The organism is Streptococcus bovimastitidis, assembly GCF_001885095.1.
Taxonomy (GTDB): domain Bacteria; phylum Bacillota; class Bacilli; order Lactobacillales; family Streptococcaceae; genus Streptococcus; species Streptococcus bovimastitidis.
In genome coordinates this window covers 81,088-104,964 of record NZ_LZDD01000003.1, presented here as the reverse complement: position 1 = coordinate 104,964, position 23,877 = coordinate 81,088, and the positions used below count along the sequence as shown (strand labels likewise).

The following is a 23,877-nucleotide window of genomic DNA, read 5'->3' as shown; positions in this document are numbered from 1 at the left end:
TTTCTCCTTAATAGTGAACCCATTTTTTCGATCCCACAAATTGCATATAGGAAAGAACAATGGTAATGAGCACCATGATGACTGCTATTGAAGTTGCTTGCCCCATGTGATACTCTTCAAATCCTAGCTGGTAGTACATATAGAGTAAGGTTCTGGTACTACCACTCGGTCCACCTTGTGTTAAAATTTGAATTTGGTCATAGGCTTGCAAGGAATTTACCATGGTAATAATCATTAAGAAGAAGGTTGTTGGAGAAATACTTGGCAAGGTCATGTCAATAAATTGTCGCCAAGATTTGGCACCATCTAACGAACTAGCCTCGTAAATATCCCTAGGTACTTTTTCCAGGGCCGATAGGTAGAAAATCATGGCGTAACCTAAGCTTTTCCAGACGGTTACAATAATCACAGCTAGCATGGCTGTCTGTGAACTTTTCAACCATTCTAATTCCGGCATATGTAGAGCCCTAAGAATCAGGTTAGCAAAACCACTTTTAGGATCGTAAATCCAGGTCCAGACAATGGAAATCGCAACCGTTGGCGTAATCCATGGTGAAAAGAGAATGAATTTAAAGAGTCCTGAACCAGCCATCTTTTTTTGTAAGAGCATGGCTAATACTAAACCACCAATGATAGTTGGTGCTAAAGTTCCAAGCGTAAAGACCAAGGTATTCATCAAGGCGTCATAGAAACGAGTGTCCGAGAATAAACTCTTGTAATTATCAAATAAAACCATTTGATAATCAGGTGTCATAAAGTTCCAGTCGGTAAAACTTAACCAGAATGTTCGTAAAATAGGATAAATCCAAAATATGAACAAGGGGATAAAGGCCGGCAGAACAAAAAGTGCAACTAATAGTGCATTTTTGAAGCGGCTGTTTGCAATCGTCATGAATTAACTTCCTCCCAAATTGACTAAAAGACAACCAGATAAAATCAGTAGAATTCCTATTAACCCTGTCAGGGAGATGCTTTCCTTATAGAAAGCTAAGGAAACAAAAACTGTCAGGAGAATCCCTAAACCACACCATAAAGCGTAAGCCACGCCTAAATTGAGCTCTTGAATAGCTTTGGCAAAGTAATAGTGGCATACCATGTAAATCAAACTACAAAAGAGACTGGGCCATAGTAAGGTAAAGCCTTTAGTCAACTTTAAAGTTGATGTCGCAATAATCTCTGCAATAATGGCAAAGAGCAAATAATAAAAGGCCATTGTCCTCTCCTTTTTTTCATCTAACTCAAGTATAGCGAGTCACTTTAAATTTCCCGTATATTTTTTGTAAAAATATTGTAAATATTTTAATTTTTTTATTTTTCCCGATAGTTTATCTTTTATTGATTGATTTTGTTCATTTTTTCAAAAAAATCCCCCTTCTTGTGAAGGGAGAATCTTTCGAGCATTTCTATAGATTAACAACATTGCCTAAATACAGTTCTGACCATGAATGGCTTGCCAATCATTGCCAAAATCGTCGACGGCTTTCTGAATGGATGGCATGGCAAAGCCAGCTTCAAAGACATCTGGTCCAGCAGTAATGGCTTGAGCACCTAAGGCAAAGGCTTTATTGATTTGGCTGACATTTTTGAATGAAGCAGCTAAGATTTTACTTTCCGAGCAATCACGATCAATAGCTTCTGATAATTGGCCGATCACGGCTTCCGCGTCAATGTTAAGATTTTCCATACGATTGTAATAGGGCGCTAAATAATCAGCTCCGGCCTCGATAGCCAATAAACCTTGGAAGGTGCTGTAAATAGCTGTTGCCGTAATATGATAACCATCTGCTTTAAGTATCTTAATTGCCGCCAAGCCTTCTTGAGTAACGGGAACTTTGACAAAGATATTATCACCGCATGCTTGACGAATCTTGGCCGCATCCTTGAGAATGCCCTCGTATTCCTGGGCAACGACCTGCACATGAATAGAAGCGTGTTCTCCAATAATAGTCCGAACTTCTTTAATACGTTCAAAGAAATCGATGTCTCCTTCTTTTTTAGCAATTGTCGGATTAGATGTGACACCTGCCAGAGGTAAAATGCGACTCCATTTTTTTATCTCATCTATATTCAAAGTATCTAACATGTATTCCATTTTTTATCACTATCTCCTATAAAGTATGTTCTGTTCGTTCAATAATATCATCTTGAGTTGCTTTAGAAAGAACGTTGAAGAAGGCTGAGTAACCCGCCACGCGCACAATTAAATCACGGTGTTTTTCCGGATGTTTTTGAGCATCAATTAGGGTTTCTCTTGAAACCACATTGTATTGAATATGATAGCCGTGCAGACGGTTGAAGAAGGTTCTCAACAAGGCCATAAGTTTAACCACATCTTCTCCCTTAGCCAAAGTCTGAGGATTTACTTTTTGATTCAAGAGGACACCACCAACAATCTCATCTGTTGGTAATTTAGCAACAGATTTAAGCACAGAGGTAGGGCCTTTCTTGTCCATACTGTGCTCAGGAGAGCATCCTTCTGCTAATGGTGTTCCTGCATGACGGCCATCTGGGGTTGCTAGGGTCCCTTTACCTTGGCCAACGTTGGCTGAAATCGATGAAGTCCCTGAATAACGAATGCCACCAATAGGTCCCCGACCATAACGAGTGTTGGGATATTTGGCAATTTCATCTACGTAAGTATCGTATGCTTCAACCACTAAACTATCGGCATAATCATCGTCGTTTCCATATTTAGGGGCATCATTAATCAGCATTTGGCGAATTTCTTCACCACGTTCACCAGCAAAATCAGTTTCCAAGGCATGCCATAATTCTTCCGTGCTTAACTTGTTTTCTTCGAAGACTAATTTTTTCAGCGCAGCTAGAGAGTCAGACAGATTAGCGATCCCAACTTGCAAGCCTGAGATGAAGTCATAGACTGCTCCGCCTTCTTTTATAGTCTTACCACGACCGATACAATCATCTGTCAGGGCTGAACAAAGAATATCTGGTACTTCTGCTTCTAAACCTAAATCAATTGCATTTTCAACGATAACACTCATGCGGGTAATTTCCCGTAAGGTTTCATCAAAGGCTACTTTAAGCTCTTCATATGATCTCATTTGAGTGAAGTGCCCATGCCCCTTGGCAAAGCGTTTGCCTGATGAAGGGTCAATCCCGTCATTCATGGTAATCAATAAAATCTTAGGGAAATTGATGTAACTCATACCGGTGCAACGGTAGCCCCATTTGCCTGGAACTGCTGTTTCAACACAGCCGATTGCTGAATAGTCATAGGCATCATCTTCCAAAACACCCTTTTTGATGAAGGATGGAATAATAATCTCATCATTGTTAAAGGCAGGCATTCCAAATCCCAATTTCATGACTTCGATACATTCATTCATGAAACGGTTATCTAAGCCTTTGTGGTAACGGACAGTTAGGTTAGGTTGTGGCAATTTGGTTTGGGCCACACTGCGTAATACCAAGTAAGAAAGTGGGTTAACAGCATCCTTTTTATCTCTGGTTTGACCGCCAATTGTTACGTTTTGATAGAGTGGGCTACCTGCTGATGAGAAGGTATGTGATTGACTGCGCACTTTATTGATGGTAAGCGTCTTGATCCAAAGGTTGGTCAAGCGTTCAACAATGCTATCTTCTGTTTCACGGCCCGCTTCTAAATCAGCTTTGACAAATGGATACATGTATTGGTCAAAGCGGCCATAGGAGAGAGAATGGCCATTGGATTCTATCTGGAGAATACACTGGATGAACCACACTGATTGGACAGCTTCAGCGAAGGTTTCAGCTGGTTGGTAAGGGACTTTATCACATATTCTGGCAATCTCTAGCAATTCAGCTTGGCGATTCCCAGTAGCCTTTTCAGCCAATTGACGAGCTAAGTCAGCGTAACGACTAGCGTATGTTTTGACCGCATCAATGACGATGAAGACTGAGTCGTAAAAATGGTATTTATAGATGTTTTCAGGAACTGTCAAATCCAAGGCATCTTTGGCCTCATGGGCTTTTTCTTCAAAGCCTTTGAGACCAAATTCAAGTAATTTTTGATAATTAACAGCAAGGTGGGCATCGCCGGAATTCATTTTGCCTTCCATCCCAAAGAAGCCTGTTTCCATGTAAACATCTACTTCTTTAGGTAAGAGTGCACCTGCACGCGCTCGCAAGTTGTTATTTTCCCAGAAAGGGGCAATGGAGCGCAATTGCTCTTTGGTTTCTTCAGTGATGTAGAAGACGTCGCCATCACGTTTTTCGAAGAGGTCCAATTCTTTAATCACAAAATCCAAAGTATATTCTGGAAAAATTGGAGCATCTTTATTGGATGATGCTTGGTTACCAGCTATCAGGGAATCTTCTTCAATGTAGATGGACATGTTTTCCAAGATGTTTTGTAACATGTAAGCACGTTTGAGATTAGCTGGCTTATCCATGTGTTTCTTGTAAGTTTCAGTTACCAATAATGCCCGTTCCGCATCAATATAAGGCTTTTTAGTTAAAACATCTTCGCGGTAATGGTTCATTCGTTCTGTCAATTGACCAAAATATGCTGTCATAGCTACACCTCTTTGCATTCGTAATTGTTTTTCTTTCGTTCGTAACTATTTTACCATATCAGAAGCCCATTTTTCAAAAGGGTGAGGAATTAAACCAAAGAAAAAAGTAATGCACAATTGTGCATTACTTAATCTATTATCCGAATAGCTATTATCGGATATCTCTTCATGCTTACAAATAAGGTAAGATGATTATTTTACAACTGGAGGAGTTCCTTCAGCGTTTCCAACTGTTGCGTCGATTTGAACTGAAGCACCTTTTGGTAATTCAGAAACACCTACGAAACGAAGGGCTGGTTTTGTTTCAACAAAGATTGCTGAGAAGACTTCTTCTACTGCAGCCATATCATTAAGGTCAGTCATGTAAACGTTTATTTTAACAATATCTGCCATCACGTGATCGACACTTTCGATGATTGCTTGGATGTGGTCGAAGGCTTTTTGAGCTTGCTCTTTAACACCGCCAGCAACTAATTCACCACTTGTTGCATCAACTGGAAGTTGACCTGAAATGTGGTTGTAGTGTGAGAAAGCTACTGTTTGGCTAGAATAGTCACATTTAGGAGCTTTTTCAGTGTTAGAGTGTTCAATGATAAGGCCATGACGGTCTTCGATTGCTTGTGGAGGAGTACCATCACCGTGTGATACAGTTGCTTCCATTTGAACTAATGCACCCATTTCAAGAGCAGCAACTGGAACAACTGTACGAGCTGGTAAATAATTAACAGCACGTGCAATACCTGAATCTGGTAAGAATGTTTTGTAAACTTCATTAACTGCGTCAAGATCTGCTAAGTTAGGTAGGTAAACATTCATTTTAACAACATCATCAAGTGGTACATCGATGCTTTCAAGAACAGCTTTGATGTTTTTCAAACATTGGATAGCTTGTTCTTTAACACCACCAATTGCCAAACGACCTGTTTTAGGATCAATTGGTAATTGAGCAGTTACGTTGTTATAGTGTGAGAATGCAACTGTTTGAGTTGATAAAGCTGAAACAGGGGCATCGTAAGTGTTGTTTGTTAATTTGATTAAATCGCCTGCTTGAGGAGCATTTGGAATAGTTCCTTCACCGTTAGAGATGATGGCATCCATTTGCACTTTAGCTCCCATTGGTAATGAAGCTACTGCCATAACAGTACGAGCAGGTGCATATGTTGGGAAGAATTCAGTTTGAACTAAGTTAACAGCATCAAGGTCTTGAATATCTGAAACGAAAATAGTTAGTCTTACAACGTCAGTAAGGACGTGGTCAATGCTTTCAACAACAGCTTTCAAGTTTTTGAAACATTGTTGAGCTTGTTCTTTAATACCACCTTCAACCAATTTACCTGTTTTTGCTTCAACTGGTAATTGTGCTGAAAAGTTATTGTAGTGTGAAAATGCTACAGTATGAGATCCTAGAGTTTTAGGAGCAAGTTCTGTACTTCTTGCTAAGACTTCGTTATTAACGCTCATGCATTAATTCTCCTTTAGATTTAAGTTTTTTGATGAACCCTTAAGTTTAAAGCAAGCGCTTTTACTCTAAAAAGCTTAAGTAATCCCGTATCCGCAAGCGGTTACATTTGTCAGTATAACAAGCCATTGTTACGACTGTCAAACCCTAATGGGATACTGTATGGACATCACTTTCACTTCTCAATAATCCTTTTTGCATAGTCTTATATTTATAATTTTTTCTCTTTTTTTATCTAATTGTTGAGCAGCAAGTCGTCTCTATTTCAAGAATTATCAGACAAAAGCAAAGAAATTAAGAGGGACTTTTATAGCTTATTACTTATTTTCATTCGTTTTTTCATTTCAAAATCCCGTTTTTTCTCAAAAAAATGTATAAATTATCTTACGAGAAAGGAAATGCTCTAGAACCAGTGGTCTATTTTCGATTTCGATGCTTTTATGGGATTAATATTTTGAGCTGAAAAAAAACTTGTCTCAATAGACAAGTTTTTTGCAATTCACTATGAGAATCTCTTATCAGACTTTCAGATACTTACCTTTAGCAATTTCATGGCCCTTATTTTCCCTTTTGACCACTTAGACTATTGATTAAAAATCAACTTAAGCCTTTTCTTATAAAGTATACTTAAAAATAAAATGTATAGAAAGTGGAAATTTGCACAATAGTGCATTTCTAACCAAGTTTTTCTTGGAAGTAAGAATCACCATCTTGAGCCAATAAATCTTTGATGGTTTCTTCATCAGTGACCAAATAATTAATGCACTTAACCTTTAATGCCGCCAAAATTGCATTTGCTTTCTCTTTCCCGCAAGCAATAGCAAAAACATTTGGCACTTGGCGCAACTGCTCTAGAGAAATACCGATAGTGCGTTCTTGCAGGTCCTTATCAACTGATAGCCCATTCTTGTCAAAGAAGCGGCAGCAAATCTCACCGACTGCTTTTAATTGACGCAATTTGACATAGTCGCTTCCCATCAGGAGATCACGCCATTGGCTATCTTTTTGAGCATCGGGCTCAGCACCAATCCCAATCACAGCCCAATCCAACTTATCCCATGACAACAAGGTCTTTTCGAAGTATTTGGATTTCTTTATACCCTTGGCGATTTCAGCATTTTCCTGAATCACGGTAGCATTAATAAAGGAACTTTGCCCATGGAAAAGACGGGCTAGACGATAGACCAAAGTATTGACATGGTAGTTAGCATGAATAGCACTGGGCCCGCCAGAAAGAGGAAAGACAGAAATACCCTTCAAACTCTTTTGCGTCATATGGTCAATCAAAGCACTGATACTTGAACCCCATGAAATCCCAATCACTTCATTATCCTTAATCATCGACCGGAGAACTTCCGCCCCCTCTTTTGCCAGATGATTAAGATTTTCTTGTCGGTCTAGGTCCGCTTGATAAGGAAGAATGGTGACTTTCTTAAGACAATACTTTTCTTGAACATAAGATTCCAAAGCAAAAAGGGAAGAATCGTAACCCTTAATCTCAACTTTGACAATCCCCTCATCCTTAGCCTTGGCCAACATCCGACAAACCGTAGTCCGATAAATGTCCAACTCCTTGGAAATAGTGGTTTGGCTCTTGCCCTCGACATAGTGCATATAGGCAATTTTAGCTAACAGACGCTTTTTCTCTTCCTTCATGACTTCCTCACTTGCTCTTATACGTAATCTATGGATATGCCGGAGGTGCTTAGAAAGTCTTTACTCTCTTGATCAATCCCCTTGTCAGTAATAATGCGGCTAACCTTATCAAGGCAGAGCTGATGCACCAAACTTGGTTTGAGAAACTTACTAGAATCAGTAAGAATTATCGTTTTTTCAGCCGCGTCAGCCATTGTTTGGACCGCTTCACAGCGCATCATATCCTTACACATAAAACCGACTTGCGGGCTAAAGCCATCCGTCCCCGCGAAAACCATATCCACGTGGAAAAGGTTAATCATTTGCTTGAGCAGAGGTCCAACGGTAACCTCCGAATTCGGCTGATAAGTTCCACCCAAGAGAATAATTTGACAAGAGTCGTACTGGCGTAAGAAATTGGCAATAAAACAAGAATTGGTAATGATTTTAATATTACATTTGGTTTGGCAAAGAACTTCAGCCAAAAGGGCACAGGTTGAGCCCGACTCAATCATAACCGTATCATTGTCTGAAACCAATTCAGCTGCTTTCTCAGCAATCTTTCGTTTGACATTATAATTGTAAGAAAGGCGGACATTGAGATCATCACCACTGTTCAAAACAGCGTAACCATGCTCCCGATGCAGGAGACCTTTTCCCTCTAATTTATCTAAATCTTTCCTTATTGTTACTTTCGAAACTGATAACTTTCGAGAAAGAGTATTTACGTCAATTTTTTGATGTTTTGATACTAATTGGATAATCTTTTCTAATCTATTCATAGGACACCTCACTAGCCATTATACCAGTTTGAAGACTAAAAATGAAAGAAAAAACAACTTACGAACGTAATTGCAAAACTTTCGTTTATGTGTTATCATGTCCTTGAAAGAAAGGGAAATCCTATGACCGAAAAAGGAATTGTCTTCAACATCCAACATTTTAGCATCCACGACGGACCTGGCATCCGAACCACTGTTTTTTTAAAGGGATGTCCCCTAAGATGTCCTTGGTGTGCTAACCCCGAATCCCAAAAGAATCAGCCTGAAAGCATTTTAACAGCTGACGGCAGACGCCATGAAGTGGTTGGTCAAGAAAAAACCGTTGACCAAGTCCTCGAAGAGGTACTCAAAGACCAAGATTTCTATGAAGAATCCGGAGGTGGCATGACCCTGTCTGGTGGTGAACTCTTTGCCCAATTCGACTTTGCTAAGGCCATTTTGAAGGCAGCCAAAGAAGCCGGACTCCACACCGCCATCGAAACCACAGCCTACACCAAGCATGACCAATTTATGGACTTGATCCAATACGTTGACTTCATATACACCGACCTCAAACATTACGACCAAATCAAACACCGCAAAGTAACCGGCGTTGCCAACCAAGTCATCATCAAAAATATCCACGCCGCCTTTCAAGCCGGCAAAGAAATTGTCCTGCGCATCCCCGTCATCCCTGATTTTAACGAAAGCCAAGAGGATGCCCAAGCTTTTGCCCAACTCTTTAATGAGCTAGACATCAACCAAGTGCAACTCCTCCCTTTCCACCAATTTGGCGAAAATAAATATAAACTCTTAGGCCGTGACTACAGCATGACCGACGTCCCAGCCTACCATCCCGAGGACCTCAAAGACTACCAACAAGTCTTCCTAGACCACAATATTCATTGTTACTTTTAAAGAAAGAAAAAGACAAGCTCAATTGGGCTTGCCTTTTCATTTGGATGCTTTTTCTATTAGGTAACCATTTTTACTTATCATACTTATCGAAGACTTGCTCCGGACTTTTGCCTTTAGCTAACCAGTCGACCAATTTGTCCAATTGCCGTAATTTTTGCATCTTGTCATCTTCGATGCTTTCAATTTGAACACCACAGATTTTACCTGTGATGTTTTGGCGCAAGGGATTGTAGCCAGGTGCTTGCTCTAGAAACTCTCCATAAGTGGTATCTGATTGATTCAATTTGGCTACTTGATCAGCCGAATAGCCCATTAACCATTCAATGACAGCATCCACATCCTGTGCCTGACCACCTTTGCGTTCGACTTTGGCTGCTAAAGCCTTATAGATTGATTGAAATGACATTTGAAATACTTTATGTGACATGGTTTTAACCTCGAACTCTTTTTTTCTATTTTAACATAGAAGGGGCACAGGCTAATTGAAGAAGTTTGATGAGGTCCTTCCTATCCTAGGGATACAAAATAAATAAAAAAGTGAAGACAAGTAACTTGCCTTCACTCTGATAATCTTTCCAAAGAAAGATTGTTATATACATATTATTAGATATTAGCCCAAACAGATTCAAGGATGTTTGTTTGGTCACGGTCTGGACCTACTGAGAAAGTAGAAATGCGGACACCTACTAATTCACCGACACGGCGAACGTAATTACGAGCATTTTCTGGTAGGTCTTCTAAGCTGCGAACACCTGTGATATCTTCTTCCCAACCTGGAAGTTCTTCATAGATTGGTTTGCAACGGTTTAGGGTTTCTAAACTTGCTGGGTAGTAATCAATGCGCTCACCATCAAGATCGTAAGCCACACAGATTTTAACAGTATCAAGACCTGAAAGAACGTCGATTGAATTTAATGAAAGGTTTGTGATACCTGATACACGACGGCTATGACGCATAACAACTGAGTCAAACCAACCTACACGACGTGGGCGACCAGTTGTTGTCCCATATTCATGACCAACTTCGCGGATACGATCGCCAACTTCATCAAAGAGTTCAGTTGGGAATGGACCATCACCAACACGGCTAGTGTAGGCTTTACATACACCAACAACTTTGTTGATTTTACTTGGGCCAACACCTGAACCAATGGTAACACCACCAGCCACTGGGTTAGATGAGGTTACAAATGGGTAAGTACCTTGGTCGATATCAAGCATAACCCCTTGTGCCCCTTCGAAAAGAACACGTTTGCCACCATCTAAAGCATCATTTAAGATAACAGATGTGTCAGTTACATATTTTTTAATTTCTTGACCGTAAGCATAGTATTCTTCAAAAATGTCGTCGAAGTCAAGTGCTGTTGAATCATACATTTTTTCGAAAAGACGATTCTTTTCAGCTAAGTTAATTCTTAGGCGTTCAGCAAAAATATCTTTGTCTAAAAGATCAGCGATACGAATGCCGACACGCGCAGCCTTGTCCATATAAGCTGGGCCAATACCCTTGATTGTTGTACCAATTTTGTTAGCACCTTTGGCATCTTCCTGCAACTGATCCAATTTAATATGGTATGGCAAAATAACGTGAGCACGGTCTGAAATACGAAGATTATCAGTGGTTACCCCTTCTTCATGAAGGTAAGCCAATTCTTTAACCAAAGATTTTGGATTAACAACAACCCCATTACCAATAACAGAAATCTTTTCTGGGAAGAAAATACCTGATGGGATCAAATGCAACTTGAACTTCTTACCATCGATAACAATGGTATGTCCAGCATTATCTCCACCCTGGTAACGAGCGATCACTTCTGCATCAGAAGATAAAAAGTCAGTGATTTTACCTTTACCTTCATCACCCCATTGGGTACCAACAACTACTACTGATGTCATATGTCTTTGATATGGGCCTTCAGACTACGGAGGCCTCCACCTTTCTTGAGCAACATGGCAGGAATCTCACCTGCGAGTTTGTCTTACATCTCATTATAGCAAAAAATGATAAAATGTGCCATCTTTGCCAAAAAGATTAAGGAAAAATTATTTTCATGACTTTTCATTCTTTTGGAAATTGGTAAAACCCGAACATTGAAGTTCCGACCACTATCTAGTTCCGAACCTTAATAGCCTATCCCCTATGGCTGTCGCTTCAAAATACGATAAATGCTTTAAGAAAGATAGCTTTTGCGGTAGAATAAGATTAAGAAGCACCTGCTTCCTAAAACGATATGAAATGGAATGATGAAATCATGAAACAAAACTTTGAAAGGCTTTTGGCAGGACTGCCACAATTCCCAGGTTGGCTCTGGGTTTTGGTCTACTTTATAATCATTAGCTCTTTTAGTGAATTTATGCCAAACCTACTGCTTGTACCATCAGCTATCGCCCTAGCCATTGGCTTCAAACAAGTTAAAAGTAAACAAAAACTCTTAGCAGGACAGGCAATGACTAAACGCATTCAGAACCTCAAAGATACGGTTAATCTTGCCGATAGACAAAGCCAACTAATGAACCGCTACTTATTGGAAAACGACATGCAAAATTTTCAGATGGTCGCCCAACAATTATTGCCAAAGATCCAATTCATCAAAGAAGAATCTTACCAATTAAAAGGCGCCATTTCACCCCAGGTCTATCAACGCATCAACCACAAGGCCGATGAAGTCAAACTGGACGCTGTTCTACAATTGGAACAAATGCAAATCGACCACAAATTGAGTGCTAGCATCCTGACTGAGAAAGTCATTAGTGAGAAAGCTCCTGAAATTCAGGAAATCTACCAAAATGTTCAAAAAGACAACAAGAGCATCCTTGAAAAAATAGCTACAGCTGATAACAAGGCCGAGCTAGAAGCTCTACAAGAGTCTAGCATGCAACACTTTAATGATATCCTAAATGGCTATCTGAAAATTAAATCCTCGCCCAAAGATTACTATAATGCTGATGAGCGTCTCGAGTCTGCCCGTCAGGCCTTACAGGACTTTGACCTAGACTTAGATGAAACCTTAAGAAAACTCAATGAAAGTGAATTAAAGGATTTCGATGTCAGCCTGCGGATGATGCAAAAACAAAACCAAATGCGTAAGCAAGAAGAATTAGAAGAATAGGAGTTTACGATGTCTGAATTTAATTTTGATATTGATGCTATTGCGGATAACGCCATTAATAAAAGTGACAAAACTACTGAAATTATTACCAACCAATCCACTTCGGAGGAAAAAACCATCTCTTTCTTTGAGAAATTAAGCCCTGACCAACAAACAGCAATCATCAGTAAAGCACCCGCTTTAGTAGATTCCTTCATGTCTAACCAAAATACCCTTTTGGATTTTGGCCAATCAGCTGTTGAAGGGGTTAACACAACTGTTAATCACATCCTCAAAGAACAAAAGAAATTGCAAATCCCACAAGTGGATGATTTGCTTAAAAACACCAACCAAGAATTAAATGGCTTTGTCAAAAAATATAAGGATGTTGGTCCTGCTGAACTAGAGAAAAAACCAAATCTCATTCAAAAAATGTTTAAACAAAGTAAAAATACCCTCCAAGAATTCTACTTCGATGCCCAAAGCATTGAACAAAAAATGGACGGTATGGCTGCTGCTGTTGTCAAACAAGAAGACACCTTAGCGCGCAACATTGTCTCAGCCGAACTCTTGATTGAAGATAATACTAAGTCAATTGAAAATCTAGTTGGCGTTATTGCTTTTGTCGAAGCTAGCCAAAAAGAAGCCACCAAGCGTGCTCAGGCTTTGCAGACAGAATTAGCGGGAATCGACGCAGCGACGCCTGAATACCAAAGCAAAACCGACCTACTGGCTCGGACCACTGAAGTCATCAATACCTTGGAACAACAACATACCGAGTATGTCAGCCGTCTCTATGTAGCTTGGGCAACAACACCGCAAATGCGTAACTTGGTCAAAGTCTCATCAGACATGCGCCAAAAATTAGGCATGCTCCGCCGCAACACCATTCCAACCATGAAGTTATCCATTGCACAATTGGGCATCTTACAACAATCCGTAAAATCAGGCATGACAGCCGATGCCATTGTGAATGCTAACAATGCTGCCCTACAGATGCTGGCCGAAACCAGTAAAGAAGCTATTCCGGCCTTGGAAAGATCAGCTCAGAATCCAACTCTTTCTATTCAGTCAGTCACTGCCTTAGCAGAAAGTTTAGTCCAACAAAACAACGGTATCATCCAAGCCATCGACACTGGCCGACAAAAACGGGCACAACTGGAAGCAACCATCATCAAATCGGCAGAAACCATTAATGATTCTGTCAAATTAAGAGATGAACGCATCGTCAAAGCCCTCTTGGATGAAGGACGGGAAACCCAAGAAGAAATCCAAGATTAAAGAGAAGCTTACCCCCTAAAGCAAGGACTCTACTGTCCTTGCTTTTTTCTTTACTTCGAAGCTAAGGGCACTATACCGAAGCACACTCAAAAACTCGTCCTTTTCCTGTCTTTTTTTGCTTTTTTTGTGTCAATAAATTGTATTTCATGTCCTAAAATTGTAAACTGTAACAAGAAGAATTCAACGGAAAGTAGGCACTAGATGCTCAATCAACTTTTACAAAAATTACCTGAAAATACCAATATTTTAGAAGCTACTTTTGGTTTGGAAAGAGAGGGCTTGCGGGTTACCCCTGAAGGCAAAATTGCTAAGAGCGACCACCCTTCTGTGCTAGGTTCACGGACCATTCATCCTTATATCCAGACCGACTTTAGCGAAGAACAATTAGAACTGATTACTCCGATTTCTGATTCAACTCGTCAGGCTAGACGTCGACTTGGAGCAATTTTCGATGTCACTCAAAGATCCCTTGAGCCCAATGAAGCCATCTGGCCACTATCAATGCCCCCTTATCTTAAAGCTGAAGACATTGAGATTGCCAAATTAGATAATCCCGAAGAAGTGGCCTATCGTCAACAATTGGTGGCAACCTATGGCAAGTTAATCCAGTCTATTTCTGGTATCCACTACAACTTTGAGTTAGGGAAAAACCTCTTTCAAACCCTTTTCCTGGAAAGTCAGCTCGATAATTCTGTCGATTTCCGCAATCAAGTCTATATGAAGCTGGCCCGCCAGTTCCTCAACTACCAATGGTTTGTGACCTACCTATTCGGTGCTACACCACTGGCAGAAAAAAACTTCTATCTAAATATGCCTCAAGGCCTAGCACGCGCCCTCAGAGCCAGCAAAACCTATGGTTATGCCAATGATGACAAGGTTCAAATTTCCTTTTCATCCCTTGACAATTATATTTCCGATATTGAAGAAAACATTGTCCAAGGGCACCTATCTCTGGAAAAAGAATTTTATTCAGCGGTTCGTCTCCGTGGCAGCAAGCACTCCCGTGACTACTTAGAAAAAGGAATCAGCTATGTAGAGTTCCGCAACTTCGACATCAACCCCTTTGACCCACTAGGGATAAGCCAAGAAACTTTGGACAGCTTCCATCTCTTTATCCTCAGCCTGCTTTGGTTGGACGACTTGGAAAATGCCGACGCTGACATAGAAGTAGCTAAAACACTCAATGAAAAAGTAGCCTTGGCTCATCCACTCGATCCACTCCCTGCTCAAGCCCAACCACAAATCATCCTAGACGCCATGCGCGACCTGGTCCAACACTTCCACTTGGATGCTTACTATCAAGGCTTGGTTGAGCAAATGGAACTAGCTGTAAAGGCACCTGAAACAACTATATGCGGACGTCTTTTTGGAAAAATAGCTGACGCATCCCTAGCGGCCTTTGGATTAACCAAAGCCTTAGAATACCACCAAGAGTCAACCCAGGCTCCCTACTCACTCAAAGGCTACGAAAGCATGGAGCTGTCAACGCAAATGCTTATGTTTGATGCAATCCAAAAGGGAGTCAACCTAGAAATCTTGGACGAAAATGACCAATTCTTGAAACTCTGGCACCAAGACCATGTGGAATTGGTCAAAAATGGCAACATGACTTCGCGTGACAACTACGTTGTCCCCCTAGCCATGGCCAACAAGACGGTGACCAAAAAAATCTTGGATCAAGCCGGCTTCCCAACCCCGCAAGGGCAGGAATTTGCCAACATGGATGCTGCTATCCGCTACTATCCATTGATTGCTGACAAAGCTATCGTGGTCAAACCCAAATCGACCAACTTCGGTTTAGGCATTTCCATCTTCCAAAAGCCAGCCAGTCAAGCTGACTATGCCAAGGCTTTAGACATCGCTTTTGCCGAAGATTCTGACGTTTTAGTGGAAGAATTCATCACCGGGACCGAGTACCGCTTCTTCACCCTCAACGGTAAATGTGAAGCTGTCTTGCTTCGCCTAGCAGCTAATGTGGTCGGAGACGGCAAACACAGCATCAAGGATCTTGTGGACTTGAAAAATCAGGACCCACTGAGAGGTAGTGGCCACCGTTCACCATTGGAAAAAATCCAACTGGGCGACATTGAACAACTGATGTTAGCACAACAAGGCTATGATGTAGATAGTGTTCTCGAAGAAGGTGTCAAAGTGGAATTACGTGGTAACTCTAACATTTCCACAGGTGGCGACTCAGTCGACCTAACTGAGGATATGGACCAATCCTACAAGGATTTGGCAGCACAAATGGCGGATGTCATGGGTGCCTGGGTTTGTGGTGTCGATCTGATTATTCCCGATATTAACCAGAAAGCTGATATCAATCAGCCTAACGTGCACTGTATCGAACTCAATTTCAACCCATCCATGTACATGCACACTTACTGTCACCAGGGTCCTGGCCAAGCCATTACCCCAAAAATCCTCCAGGAACTCTTCCCAGAACTGCCTATTTACGGAAAATAAGAAAAAACATGCAAAATCTCCAGTCTGATGACTAGGGATTCTTTGTCTTATGGGAATATGTTGACTATTGTATTGGCTATTCAAATAAATTTTTGATAAGGGAAGCCCGACTTAGTCTTTTTTGCCACGACCAGCGTAGGCGTTTGTACCAGTAGTCCCAACCAAGAATATCAGTCCAGCAGCCACTAGAAGTGGGTTTGGCGCCACTTAATGAGCAATTTCCTCGTCGCTAGCATCTGTCAGTGTTTCGACTGTTCCTTTATGGCCTTGCAAGCGGAAATTGCCAAACTTTCCTGAAATTAAGGCTTTTCCTTATATTGAACCCCACTTGAGCCTAACCAATCAAAAGGAGTTTGGTAAGCCAGGATCAGGCCAGTTAAGACTTTTCATTAAAATTTTCGATTAATTTTGCGGTTATTACAGACCGCAAGATTTTTTCTTTATGCTATAATACTAGTTATGGATAAAATAATAAAATCAATCTCACAATCAGGCTCTTTTAGAGCCTTTGTGCTTGATAGTACCGAAACAGTCAAAAAAGCTCAGGAAATGCACGGCACCCTGTCATCTTCAACGGTGGCGCTTGGCCGGACCCTGATTGCCAATCAAATTTTAGCAGCTAATCAAAAAGGAGACAGCAAGGTGACCGTTAAGGTGATTGGTGACTCCTCTTTTGGTCATATCATCTCAGTCGCTGATACCAAAGGTCACGTTAAAGGTTACATTCAAAATACCGGCGTTGACATCAAAAAAACAGCAACTGGCGAAGTGCTGGTCGGTCCTTTTATGGGTAACGGCCACTTCGTCTCAATCGTTGATTATGGTACAGGTAATCCTTACACTTCAACGACTCCATTAGTTTCTGGTGAAATCGGCGAAGACTTTGCTTATTTCCTTGCGGAATCAGAACAAACACCCTCTGCGGTCGGCCTTAATGTTCTTCTTGATGAAAATGACAAGGTCAAGGTTGCCGGTGGTTTCATGTTGCAAGTCCTACCAGGTGCTAGCGATGAGGAAATTGCTCGTTACGAGGACCGTCTGCAAAAAATGCCAGCCATTTCAAGCCTCTTAGCTTCTGATGACCATATCGAAGCCCTTTTAGCAGCCCTTTACGGGGATGAGCCTTACAAACGTTTGTCTGAAGAATCGCTATGCTTCCAATGTGATTGTTCCAAAGAACGCTTTGAATCAGCCCTCATGTCGCTTCCGACAAGTGACCTGCAAGAAATGATTGACCAAGATCATGGCGCTGAAATCATCTGTCAATTCTGTCAGACAAAATACCAATTTAATGAAAAAGATTTGGAGGGGATTATCAATGACAAAGCTTAATTCATCTTTTATGATTGGGAATGTTGAAATCCCACACCGTACCGTCTTAGCACCCATGGCCGGAGTAACCAACTCAGCTTTCCGTACCATCGCCAAAGAATTTGGTGCCGGTCTTGTTGTTATGGAAATGATTTCCGAAAAGGGTCTCCTTTACAACAACGAAAAAACCTTACACATGCTCCACATTGATGAGAATGAACACCCAATGTCCATTCAACTTTTTGGGGGAGATGCCGAAGGGTTAAAACGCGCTGCAGATTTCATCCAAACCAATACCAAAGCAGATATTGTTGACATTAACATGGGTTGCCCGGTTAATAAAGTGGTCAAAAACGAAGCCGGTGCCAAATGGCTCCGTGACCCTGACAAAATCTACCACATTGTTTCAGAAGTAACCTCTGTTTTAGATATTCCATTAACCGTTAAAATGCGTACTGGTTGGGCTGACAGCTCTTTAGCTGTTGAAAATGCCCTTGCTGCCGAGTCAGCAGGTGTTTCTGCCTTGGCTATGCATGGTCGTACTCGGGAACAAATGTACACGGGAACATGTGACCACGAAACACTGGCTCGTGTTTCTAAAGCCATTAGCAAAATTCCATTTATTGGGAATGGGGATGTGCGTAGTGTCCAAGATGCTAAGTTTATGATCGAAGAAATTGGCGTTGATGCTGTGATGATTGGACGCGCAGCCATGAACAACCCATACTTGTTCACTCAAATCAACCACTTCTTTGAGACGGGAGAAGAGTTGCCTGATCTTCCATTTGCCAAAAAATTAGATATTGCAGAAGACCATTTGACCCGCTTGATTAACCTTAAAGGCGAAACCATTGCCGTTCGGGAATTCCGTGGTTTGGCTCCCCACTATTTACGTGGAACTGCTGGTGCTGCTAAGGTCCGCGGTGCCGTTTCACGCGCCAGCACTTTGGCGGAAGTCCAAGATATTTTTGCACAAGTTCGTTAATTTCATTGAAGGAGAAACATGTTGATTGTACTAGCCGGAACTATCGGAGCAGGTAAAAGCTCCCTCGCTGCTGCTCTAGGAGAACACTTGGGGACTGAGGTTTTTTACGAAGCCGTTGATAACAACCCTGTCCTTGATTTATACTACCAAGATCCTAAAAAATATGCCTTTTTATTACAAATTTTCTTTTTAAACAAACGCTTTAAATCGATTAAGGAAGCATACAAGGCTGATAATAACATCCTTGACCGTTCTATCTTTGAAGACGAACTTTTCTTAAAACTCAACTACAAAAACGGCAACGTCACTAAAACCGAATTAGAAATCTACCAAGAACTCCTAGGCAACATGCTAGAAGAACTTGAAGGCATGCCTAAAAAACGCCCAGACCTCCTTATCTACATCGATGTTTCTTTTGACAAAATGTTAGAACGCATCGAAAAACGCGGCCGTTCCTTCGAACAAGTTGACGGCAACCCAGGTTTAGAAGAGTACTACTACCAAGTCCACGGCGAATATCCAGACTGGTACCAGCAATATGATATTTCACCAAAAATGAAAATTGACGGCGACACCTTTGACTTTGTCCAAAAACCAGAAGACTTAGCCAAAGTCCTCGACATGGTTGATGAAAAACTCAAAGAATTAGATTTACTATGAAAACAAAAATCGACTCACTGGTGTGAGTCGATTTAATTTTTGATAGCATATTTAAAACACGCCAGCCTTTTGGGGGAGGGACGTCAGCGAAAAAGAGTAGATTTTTGATTAATTATATACTCTAATCATCCCAATACCAAGGCATCATCTTTGAGGGTTTGGCCGGCATTTTTGTGGAAGAGTTGCATCAGTTCTTCGACGGTCAAGTCCTGTTTTTCTTGACCTTTGACGTCAACGACGATTTTGCCTTGGTGGAGCATGACTAGGCGGTTACCGTATTGGATAGCATTCTCCATATTGTGAGTAATCATCAAGGTAGTCAAGCTATGGTTCTTGACAATTTTGTCTGTTAGAGCCATAACCATATCACTGGTTTTAGGGTCTAGGGCAGCTGTGTGCTCATCAAGTAGTAGCACCTTTGGTTTTTCCAGCGAAGCCATGAGAAGGGTCAATGCTTGCCGTTGACCCCCCGATAGGAATTGGGTATCAACTTTGAGACGGTTCTCCAAATTGAGTCCTAATTCTTTCAAGGCTTCCTTGTAAATCAGGCGTTCCTCTTCTTTAACGCCCCAACTCAAACCTCGTTTCTTACCTCGGCGGTAAGCGATGGCCATATTTTCTTCAATGGTTAAGCGCGAAGCTGTTCCCATCTTGGGATCCTGGAAAACACGACTAATCAAGCTAGCTCTCTTGGCTGCGGCTAGGTTTTTGATGGACTTGCCTTCTAACTGGATGTCCCCTTGATCGACTTTGAGGGTTCCAGCAAGGGTGTTCATCAAGGTCGACTTACCGGCTCCATTGCCACCAATAATTGAGATAAAGTCCCCCTCTTCGACTTTAAGGTTGAGACCGCGCAAGACATGATTTTCATTGACCGTGCCTGCTTCGAAAATTTTATGGATATTTTGTAAGGATAATAATGTTGTCATGCTTGCTCCTAACTAAGTTTTGGTTGTCTAATCTTCAATTTTTTCTGCAATTCTGGGATAAAGAGGACGATCGCTAAGAGGATGGCTGAGAAAAGCTTAACCAAATCAGCGTCCATGCCAGGAATAGAGAGAATTGCCAGTATAATCAGGCGGTAAATGATAGAACCAAGGACCACTGAGGATAAACGCCAGCCAATGCTGAGGTTACGAATAACCACTTCGGCGATGATGATTGAGGCCAAACCAATAACGATAGTCCCCACGCCAGAGTTGAGGTCGGCGTAACCATTATTTTGACAGAGAAGTGCCCCACAAAGCGCAATCAAACCATTAGAAATCATGTAGCCCAAAATCTTCATGTTGTCCGTATTGATGCCGTTGGATTCACTCATGGGGATGTTGTCTCCGGTTGATCGCAGAGCAAGTCCAATTTGTGTTTTCATCAGCAAGGTTAAGAGTAGGATAACAAGCAGGACAAAGATACCTCCTATAATCATGACCGAAGCCGTCTTGGTGAATCCCATGTCGTAAAGTTCTGTAACTAAGGTTTTCTGTCCTAAGAGAGCGACGTTTGCCTTACCGAGAACTTTGAGGTTGATAGAATACAAACCGGTCAGGGTAACAATCCCGGTTAGCAGAGCGGGAATTTTCAATTTGGTGTGAATCAAGCCAGAGACTAGACCTGCACCAAGGCCACCGGCAAAGGCAAGCAAGGTTGCGATTAAGGGATTGAGACCAGAGACAATGGCAGTCGCACAGACGGCTGCGCCTAAAGGATAGGAACCTTCAGCAGTTAAGTCTGCAATATCTAAGATACGAAATGTGATGTAAACCCCAATAGCCATAACTGACCATAAGAGGCCTTGAGATAAACTGGATAAAATCAGTGCCATGAAAACTCCTTTTCTAAATGCTTATTTTACTGAGAGATGTGAAACATCAATGCCTAATTTTTTAGCCAAATCCTTGTTAATGTGAAGCTCTAATTTTTTTGGTGACTCTACAGGGGTTTTAGCTGGGTCTTGACCTTTAAGAATTTTAACGGCTTGCTTAGCCACTTGTTTGCCAAGTTCCTTGTAGTTTGTGCCATAAGTTAAGAGACCTCCGGCATCGACCATATCAGTCGAACCACCAATCACTGGAACTTGATGTTCTACTGATAGCTCACCAATCATGGTCATGGTTGAAGCAACTGTGTTATCAGTCGGAACAAAGAGGGCATCTGCTGTCTTCATCAAACTATTAGTGGCATCTTGAACATCATTGGTTGATGAAATTCCTTTCTTAACTACCTTGTATCCAGCTTTTTTGAGGTATTTTTCAGCTTCTTTGACCTGGACCTCGGAATTCCGTTCACTTGAAGTGTAAAGAATGCCGATTTCTTTAGCCTTTGGTAAAGCTTGTTTTAAGAGGTCTACCTGCTTATTGATTGATGCCCGGTCGCTGGTACCTGTTATCAGACCGCCGGGTTTTTTTAGGCTTTGAACCAAGTCAGCTGACATGGGATCAGTAACGGCTGTGAAAACCACTGGTTTATCTGTTGACACTGTGGCTAAGGACTGAGCTGCAGGTGTGGCAATGGCTAAGATTAAATCACTTTTCTTAACCAGCTGTTCTGAAATGGTCTGGAGATTAGACTGGTCACCTTGGGCATTTTGATAATCAAGGGTCAAGTTTTTCCCCGAAATATATCCTTCTTTCTTGAGCTCAGCTTCAAAACCTTTACGAGCTGCAGTTAGAGAATCATGTTCCATGTACTGGAGAATTCCAACTGTTACTTTTTCCTTTGGTGCTTGGCTATTGCCAGTCGTGGAACGACAGGCTATTAAACTTAAACTGGCTAGGGCGATGGCTAAATAACTGGCTATTTTTTTCATGTTTTTTCCTCACTTTATTTGATGGCTGCTTTAAGTTGGGCTGAATCTATTCCGATGGCTTTGGCCATGTCTTCATTGATTTTGATTTCGGCTTTTTGAGGCTTAGCAACGGGAATGTCTGAAATCTTTTCCCCTTTGAGGACTTTGACGGCTTCTTGTCCTGCCGCATGGCCTATGGCTTGGTAGTCAACTCCGGATGTTAGCAGGACTGCGTCAAGGTAGGCTGCATCACTGCCGAGGGCTGGTACCTTAGCATCTTTTAAGACCTGTCCAATGGTTGAGGCTGTTGAAGCTACGGTGTTATCTGTTGGCAGGTAAACCGCGTCAACTTGGCCAGCAAGGCTAGTCATGACCTGTTGGACATCGTTACTGCTAGTAACTGTTTTGACAATCACCTTGATACCCTTTTTAGCTAGAGCCTTTTGGGCTTGCTTGGCCTGGGTTTGAGAGTTAACCTCACTGGAGTTATAAAAGATACCAACCGTTTTAGCTTTTGGTAAGACCTTACTTAGTAAGTCAATTTGTTGTTTAACGTCACCGGCATCAATGGAACCAGTTGCTGAACCTCCCGGCTTGTTTAGGGATTTGACCAAGCCTGCTGAGACTGGGTCGGTGACAGCCGTGAAAATAGTTGGCGTCTCTTGATCGGCATTGACCATGGCTTGTGCTGCCGGTGTGGCAATGGCAAAGTTGAGGTCGTTCTTACCAGCCAATTGTTCAACCATGGTTTGCAAGTTGGCTTGTTCCCCTTGGGCATTTTTTTCTGTCACCTGTAAGTTCTTGCCTTCTTTGTAACCGGCTTCTGCTAAGGCTTTGATAAAGCCTTTATTAGCAGCATCTAAAGCTGGGTGTTCGGCATACTGAACAATACCAATTTTGTAATGATCTTTTTGAGCAACCTTATCTTGTCGGCAGGCTGTCAAAGTCAGTAAAACTAGGGCAATAATCGTAAATCGAGATAATTTTTTCATGATTTCCTCTTTCTGGGTATAAAAATAAGACCATTTAGAAATATCTAAATGGTCTTATACAAATACATAGGTATAAGAAGATACACTGATATGGTGCCCACTTAGATATTTTTATCTATGTGGACATACAACTCAAATAGCCTTTAGCCCCATAGATACAAACTGACGTTGTAACGTGTTTGTATCCATGAGTACCATGTCTACAAACACTATCTAAAGAAGCTAAAGTAATAACGGTTGTTAATCGTTTGAGTTGTCTTACTTGGAACCATACCAGTGACCTCCTCTTTCTTTTCCTTTAATTTTTTTAAATTATAAGGCAATTTTTTGAGACTGTCAAGGCATAACTTTTCTTAATCTTTATTTTTGAGCTAATTTTGTGCAAATTTTCTAACAATTAAACCCATCTCAAAGCCCGAAAGTAAAGACTTTCTGGGAAAGTTTCAGGACTAGAAAAAAATATTTTAAATTATTTTAACATTAGAATGGCAATTGAGCTTGATCAAGGACTAAATCATCTAAATCATCGGTCATATTATTTTCACGTAAGGCTCTTTGGGCTCGACTTTCTAATAGCTGAAAAGATTGGCAAAGTACCTCGGTCATGTAAGAAATTTTTCCTTCTTTTTCATACTTACGCGTCCTTAATTCACCATCCAAGGACATCAAACTTCCCTTACTACCATAAGAAGCTAAGCTCTCAGCTAATTTTCCCCAAAGGACCAAGTTGACAAAATCAACCTGTCGTTCACCATCCGCATTTTTAAAACGACGATTGACTGCAATCGAAACCCGACAAACATGCTTATCTTTAGGGGTTGTTATCAATTCAGGATCGGCCACTAAACGACCAATCATTATTACACGATTATACATATGTTTTTCCTCCTAATAAATAATTCGAAAAAATTTCCTGAAAATGGTGTCTGATAGTCATTTTTTAAAGTTTTTTTGTATGTTAGTCTGTAGGACTTTCATTTTTAGTAATCTTTCTATAGACTTCTTGCATCATCGAGCTTTT

21 protein-coding genes are annotated in these 23,877 nt (G+C 41.2%); 7 read left to right on the top strand and 14 right to left on the bottom strand.

Annotated elements, in window-relative coordinates:
- Positions 1-7 precede the first annotated feature (7 nt).
- The 7 genes from A9Q68_RS08935 to A9Q68_RS08905 form a co-directional block, all read right to left on the bottom strand.
- Positions 8-892, bottom strand: coding sequence for a carbohydrate ABC transporter permease (locus tag A9Q68_RS08935; protein WP_071794360.1), 885 nt, complete (start codon positions 890-892; stop codon positions 8-10).
- Between the two features lie 3 nt (positions 893-895).
- Positions 896-1,213: a DMT family transporter gene (locus A9Q68_RS08930; protein WP_071794359.1), complete on the bottom strand. Its 318-nt coding sequence runs from the start codon at positions 1,211-1,213 to the stop codon at positions 896-898.
- A 210-nt stretch (positions 1,214-1,423) separates the two neighbouring features.
- Entirely contained in the window at positions 1,424-2,092 is a 669-nt protein-coding gene (locus tag A9Q68_RS08925) for a fructose-6-phosphate aldolase (RefSeq protein WP_071794358.1), read from the bottom strand.
- Positions 2,093-2,108: 16 nt separating this feature from the next.
- Complete coding sequence (locus tag A9Q68_RS08920; RefSeq protein WP_071794357.1) at positions 2,109-4,514, bottom strand: glycyl radical protein; 2,406 nt, start codon at positions 4,512-4,514, stop codon at positions 2,109-2,111.
- A 192-nt stretch (positions 4,515-4,706) separates the two neighbouring features.
- Complete coding sequence (locus tag A9Q68_RS08915; RefSeq protein ID WP_071794356.1) at positions 4,707-5,975, bottom strand: RidA family protein; 1,269 nt, start codon at positions 5,973-5,975, stop codon at positions 4,707-4,709.
- A gap of 673 nt (positions 5,976-6,648) precedes the next feature.
- Positions 6,649-7,629, bottom strand: coding sequence for a sugar-binding transcriptional regulator (locus A9Q68_RS08910; RefSeq protein WP_071794355.1), 981 nt, complete (start codon positions 7,627-7,629; stop codon positions 6,649-6,651).
- Positions 7,630-7,646: 17 nt separating this feature from the next.
- Positions 7,647-8,390, bottom strand: a complete 744-nt coding sequence (locus A9Q68_RS08905) for a DeoR/GlpR family DNA-binding transcription regulator (protein WP_071794354.1) — start codon at positions 8,388-8,390, stop codon at positions 7,647-7,649.
- 123 nt (positions 8,391-8,513) lie between these two features.
- Between A9Q68_RS08905 and A9Q68_RS08900 the strand changes: the two genes are divergently transcribed.
- Positions 8,514-9,287, top strand: coding sequence for a glycyl-radical enzyme activating protein (locus tag A9Q68_RS08900; RefSeq protein WP_071794353.1), 774 nt, complete (start codon positions 8,514-8,516; stop codon positions 9,285-9,287).
- A gap of 70 nt (positions 9,288-9,357) precedes the next feature.
- On the opposite strand, the gene A9Q68_RS08895 is transcribed toward A9Q68_RS08900, so the two are convergent.
- Entirely contained in the window at positions 9,358-9,714 is a 357-nt protein-coding gene (locus A9Q68_RS08895) for a DUF2200 family protein (protein WP_071794352.1), read from the bottom strand.
- A 176-nt stretch (positions 9,715-9,890) separates the two neighbouring features.
- Positions 9,891-11,183 carry an adenylosuccinate synthase gene (locus A9Q68_RS08890; protein WP_071794351.1) on the bottom strand — a complete coding sequence of 431 codons (1,293 nt, stop codon included), beginning with the start codon at positions 11,181-11,183 and terminating at the stop codon, positions 9,891-9,893.
- Positions 11,184-11,539: 356 nt separating this feature from the next.
- On the opposite strand from A9Q68_RS08890, the gene A9Q68_RS08885 reads away from it, so the two are divergent.
- From A9Q68_RS08885 to A9Q68_RS08860, 6 genes are all read left to right on the top strand, one after another.
- A complete protein-coding gene (locus A9Q68_RS08885) occupies positions 11,540-12,397 on the top strand; it encodes a hypothetical protein (protein WP_071794350.1) in 858 nt (285 codons plus the stop codon).
- A gap of 9 nt (positions 12,398-12,406) precedes the next feature.
- A complete protein-coding gene (locus A9Q68_RS08880; RefSeq protein ID WP_071794349.1) occupies positions 12,407-13,657 on the top strand; it encodes a toxic anion resistance protein in 1,251 nt (416 codons plus the stop codon).
- A gap of 201 nt (positions 13,658-13,858) precedes the next feature.
- A complete protein-coding gene (gene gshAB / locus A9Q68_RS08875; RefSeq protein ID WP_071794348.1) occupies positions 13,859-16,123 on the top strand; it encodes a bifunctional glutamate--cysteine ligase GshA/glutathione synthetase GshB in 2,265 nt (754 codons plus the stop codon).
- Between the two features lie 459 nt (positions 16,124-16,582).
- Positions 16,583-17,455, top strand: a complete 873-nt coding sequence (hslO, locus tag A9Q68_RS08870; RefSeq protein WP_071794347.1) for an Hsp33 family molecular chaperone HslO — start codon at positions 16,583-16,585, stop codon at positions 17,453-17,455.
- The gene (gene dusB, locus A9Q68_RS08865; protein WP_071794346.1) at positions 17,442-18,419 is read left to right on the top strand and encodes a tRNA dihydrouridine synthase DusB; all 978 of its coding nucleotides are present in this window, start codon (positions 17,442-17,444) and stop codon (positions 18,417-18,419) included. Before hslO ends, dusB begins: the two co-directional genes overlap by 14 nt.
- A gap of 18 nt (positions 18,420-18,437) precedes the next feature.
- Positions 18,438-19,079, top strand: a complete 642-nt coding sequence (locus A9Q68_RS08860) for a deoxynucleoside kinase (protein ID WP_071794345.1) — start codon at positions 18,438-18,440, stop codon at positions 19,077-19,079.
- Between the two features lie 125 nt (positions 19,080-19,204).
- Here A9Q68_RS08860 and A9Q68_RS08855 read toward each other — a convergent pair whose 3' ends face one another.
- The 5 genes from A9Q68_RS08855 to A9Q68_RS08835 all read right to left on the bottom strand — a co-directional run bounded on the left by A9Q68_RS08855 (position 19,205) and on the right by A9Q68_RS08835 (position 23,732).
- Positions 19,205-20,008 (bottom strand): ABC transporter ATP-binding protein, encoded by an 804-nt coding sequence (locus A9Q68_RS08855; protein ID WP_071794344.1) that lies wholly within the window; start codon positions 20,006-20,008, stop codon positions 19,205-19,207.
- Between the two features lie 8 nt (positions 20,009-20,016).
- Entirely contained in the window at positions 20,017-20,901 is an 885-nt protein-coding gene (locus A9Q68_RS08850; protein ID WP_071794343.1) for an ABC transporter permease, read from the bottom strand.
- 21 nt (positions 20,902-20,922) lie between these two features.
- On the bottom strand, positions 20,923-21,885 hold the full coding sequence (locus A9Q68_RS08845) for an ABC transporter substrate-binding protein (RefSeq protein WP_071794342.1): 963 nt from the start codon (positions 21,883-21,885) through the stop codon (positions 20,923-20,925).
- A 14-nt stretch (positions 21,886-21,899) separates the two neighbouring features.
- Positions 21,900-22,856, bottom strand: a complete 957-nt coding sequence (locus A9Q68_RS08840; protein ID WP_071794341.1) for an ABC transporter substrate-binding protein — start codon at positions 22,854-22,856, stop codon at positions 21,900-21,902.
- 480 nt (positions 22,857-23,336) lie between these two features.
- Positions 23,337-23,732, bottom strand: coding sequence for a single-stranded DNA-binding protein (locus A9Q68_RS08835; RefSeq protein WP_071794340.1), 396 nt, complete (start codon positions 23,730-23,732; stop codon positions 23,337-23,339).
- Positions 23,733-23,877: the final 145 nt, after the last annotated feature.

What these genes read in the sequence shown, in the direction of transcription:
- A9Q68_RS08850 (WP_071794343.1), bottom strand. Translation starts at nt 20,901, where the DNA reads ATGGCACTGATTTTATCCAGTTTATCTCAAGGCCTCTTATGGTCAGTT.
- A9Q68_RS08895 (WP_071794352.1), bottom strand. Translation starts at nt 9,714, where the DNA reads ATGTCACATAAAGTATTTCAAATGTCATTTCAATCAATCTATAAGGCT.
- A9Q68_RS08920 (WP_071794357.1), bottom strand. Translation starts at nt 4,514, where the DNA reads ATGACAGCATATTTTGGTCAATTGACAGAACGAATGAACCATTACCGC.
- A9Q68_RS08880 (WP_071794349.1), top strand. Translation starts at nt 12,407, where the DNA reads ATGTCTGAATTTAATTTTGATATTGATGCTATTGCGGATAACGCCATT.
- A9Q68_RS08840 (WP_071794341.1), bottom strand. Translation starts at nt 22,856, where the DNA reads ATGAAAAAATTATCTCGATTTACGATTATTGCCCTAGTTTTACTGACT.
- A9Q68_RS08855 (WP_071794344.1), bottom strand. Translation starts at nt 20,008, where the DNA reads ATGACAACATTATTATCCTTACAAAATATCCATAAAATTTTCGAAGCA.
- A9Q68_RS08925 (WP_071794358.1), bottom strand. Translation starts at nt 2,092, where the DNA reads ATGGAATACATGTTAGATACTTTGAATATAGATGAGATAAAAAAATGG.
- A9Q68_RS08845 (WP_071794342.1), bottom strand. Translation starts at nt 21,885, where the DNA reads ATGAAAAAAATAGCCAGTTATTTAGCCATCGCCCTAGCCAGTTTAAGT.
- A9Q68_RS08910 (WP_071794355.1), bottom strand. Translation starts at nt 7,629, where the DNA reads ATGAAGGAAGAGAAAAAGCGTCTGTTAGCTAAAATTGCCTATATGCAC.
- hslO (WP_071794347.1), top strand. Translation starts at nt 16,583, where the DNA reads ATGGATAAAATAATAAAATCAATCTCACAATCAGGCTCTTTTAGAGCC.
- A9Q68_RS08905 (WP_071794354.1), bottom strand. Translation starts at nt 8,390, where the DNA reads ATGAATAGATTAGAAAAGATTATCCAATTAGTATCAAAACATCAAAAA.
- A9Q68_RS08930 (WP_071794359.1), bottom strand. Translation starts at nt 1,213, where the DNA reads ATGGCCTTTTATTATTTGCTCTTTGCCATTATTGCAGAGATTATTGCG.
- A9Q68_RS08860 (WP_071794345.1), top strand. Translation starts at nt 18,438, where the DNA reads ATGTTGATTGTACTAGCCGGAACTATCGGAGCAGGTAAAAGCTCCCTC.
- A9Q68_RS08900 (WP_071794353.1), top strand. Translation starts at nt 8,514, where the DNA reads ATGACCGAAAAAGGAATTGTCTTCAACATCCAACATTTTAGCATCCAC.
- A9Q68_RS08935 (WP_071794360.1), bottom strand. Translation starts at nt 892, where the DNA reads ATGACGATTGCAAACAGCCGCTTCAAAAATGCACTATTAGTTGCACTT.
- A9Q68_RS08915 (WP_071794356.1), bottom strand. Translation starts at nt 5,975, where the DNA reads ATGAGCGTTAATAACGAAGTCTTAGCAAGAAGTACAGAACTTGCTCCT.
- gshAB (WP_071794348.1), top strand. Translation starts at nt 13,859, where the DNA reads ATGCTCAATCAACTTTTACAAAAATTACCTGAAAATACCAATATTTTA.
- dusB (WP_071794346.1), top strand. Translation starts at nt 17,442, where the DNA reads ATGACAAAGCTTAATTCATCTTTTATGATTGGGAATGTTGAAATCCCA.
- A9Q68_RS08835 (WP_071794340.1), bottom strand. Translation starts at nt 23,732, where the DNA reads ATGTATAATCGTGTAATAATGATTGGTCGTTTAGTGGCCGATCCTGAA.
- A9Q68_RS08890 (WP_071794351.1), bottom strand. Translation starts at nt 11,183, where the DNA reads ATGACATCAGTAGTAGTTGTTGGTACCCAATGGGGTGATGAAGGTAAA.
- A9Q68_RS08885 (WP_071794350.1), top strand. Translation starts at nt 11,540, where the DNA reads ATGAAACAAAACTTTGAAAGGCTTTTGGCAGGACTGCCACAATTCCCA.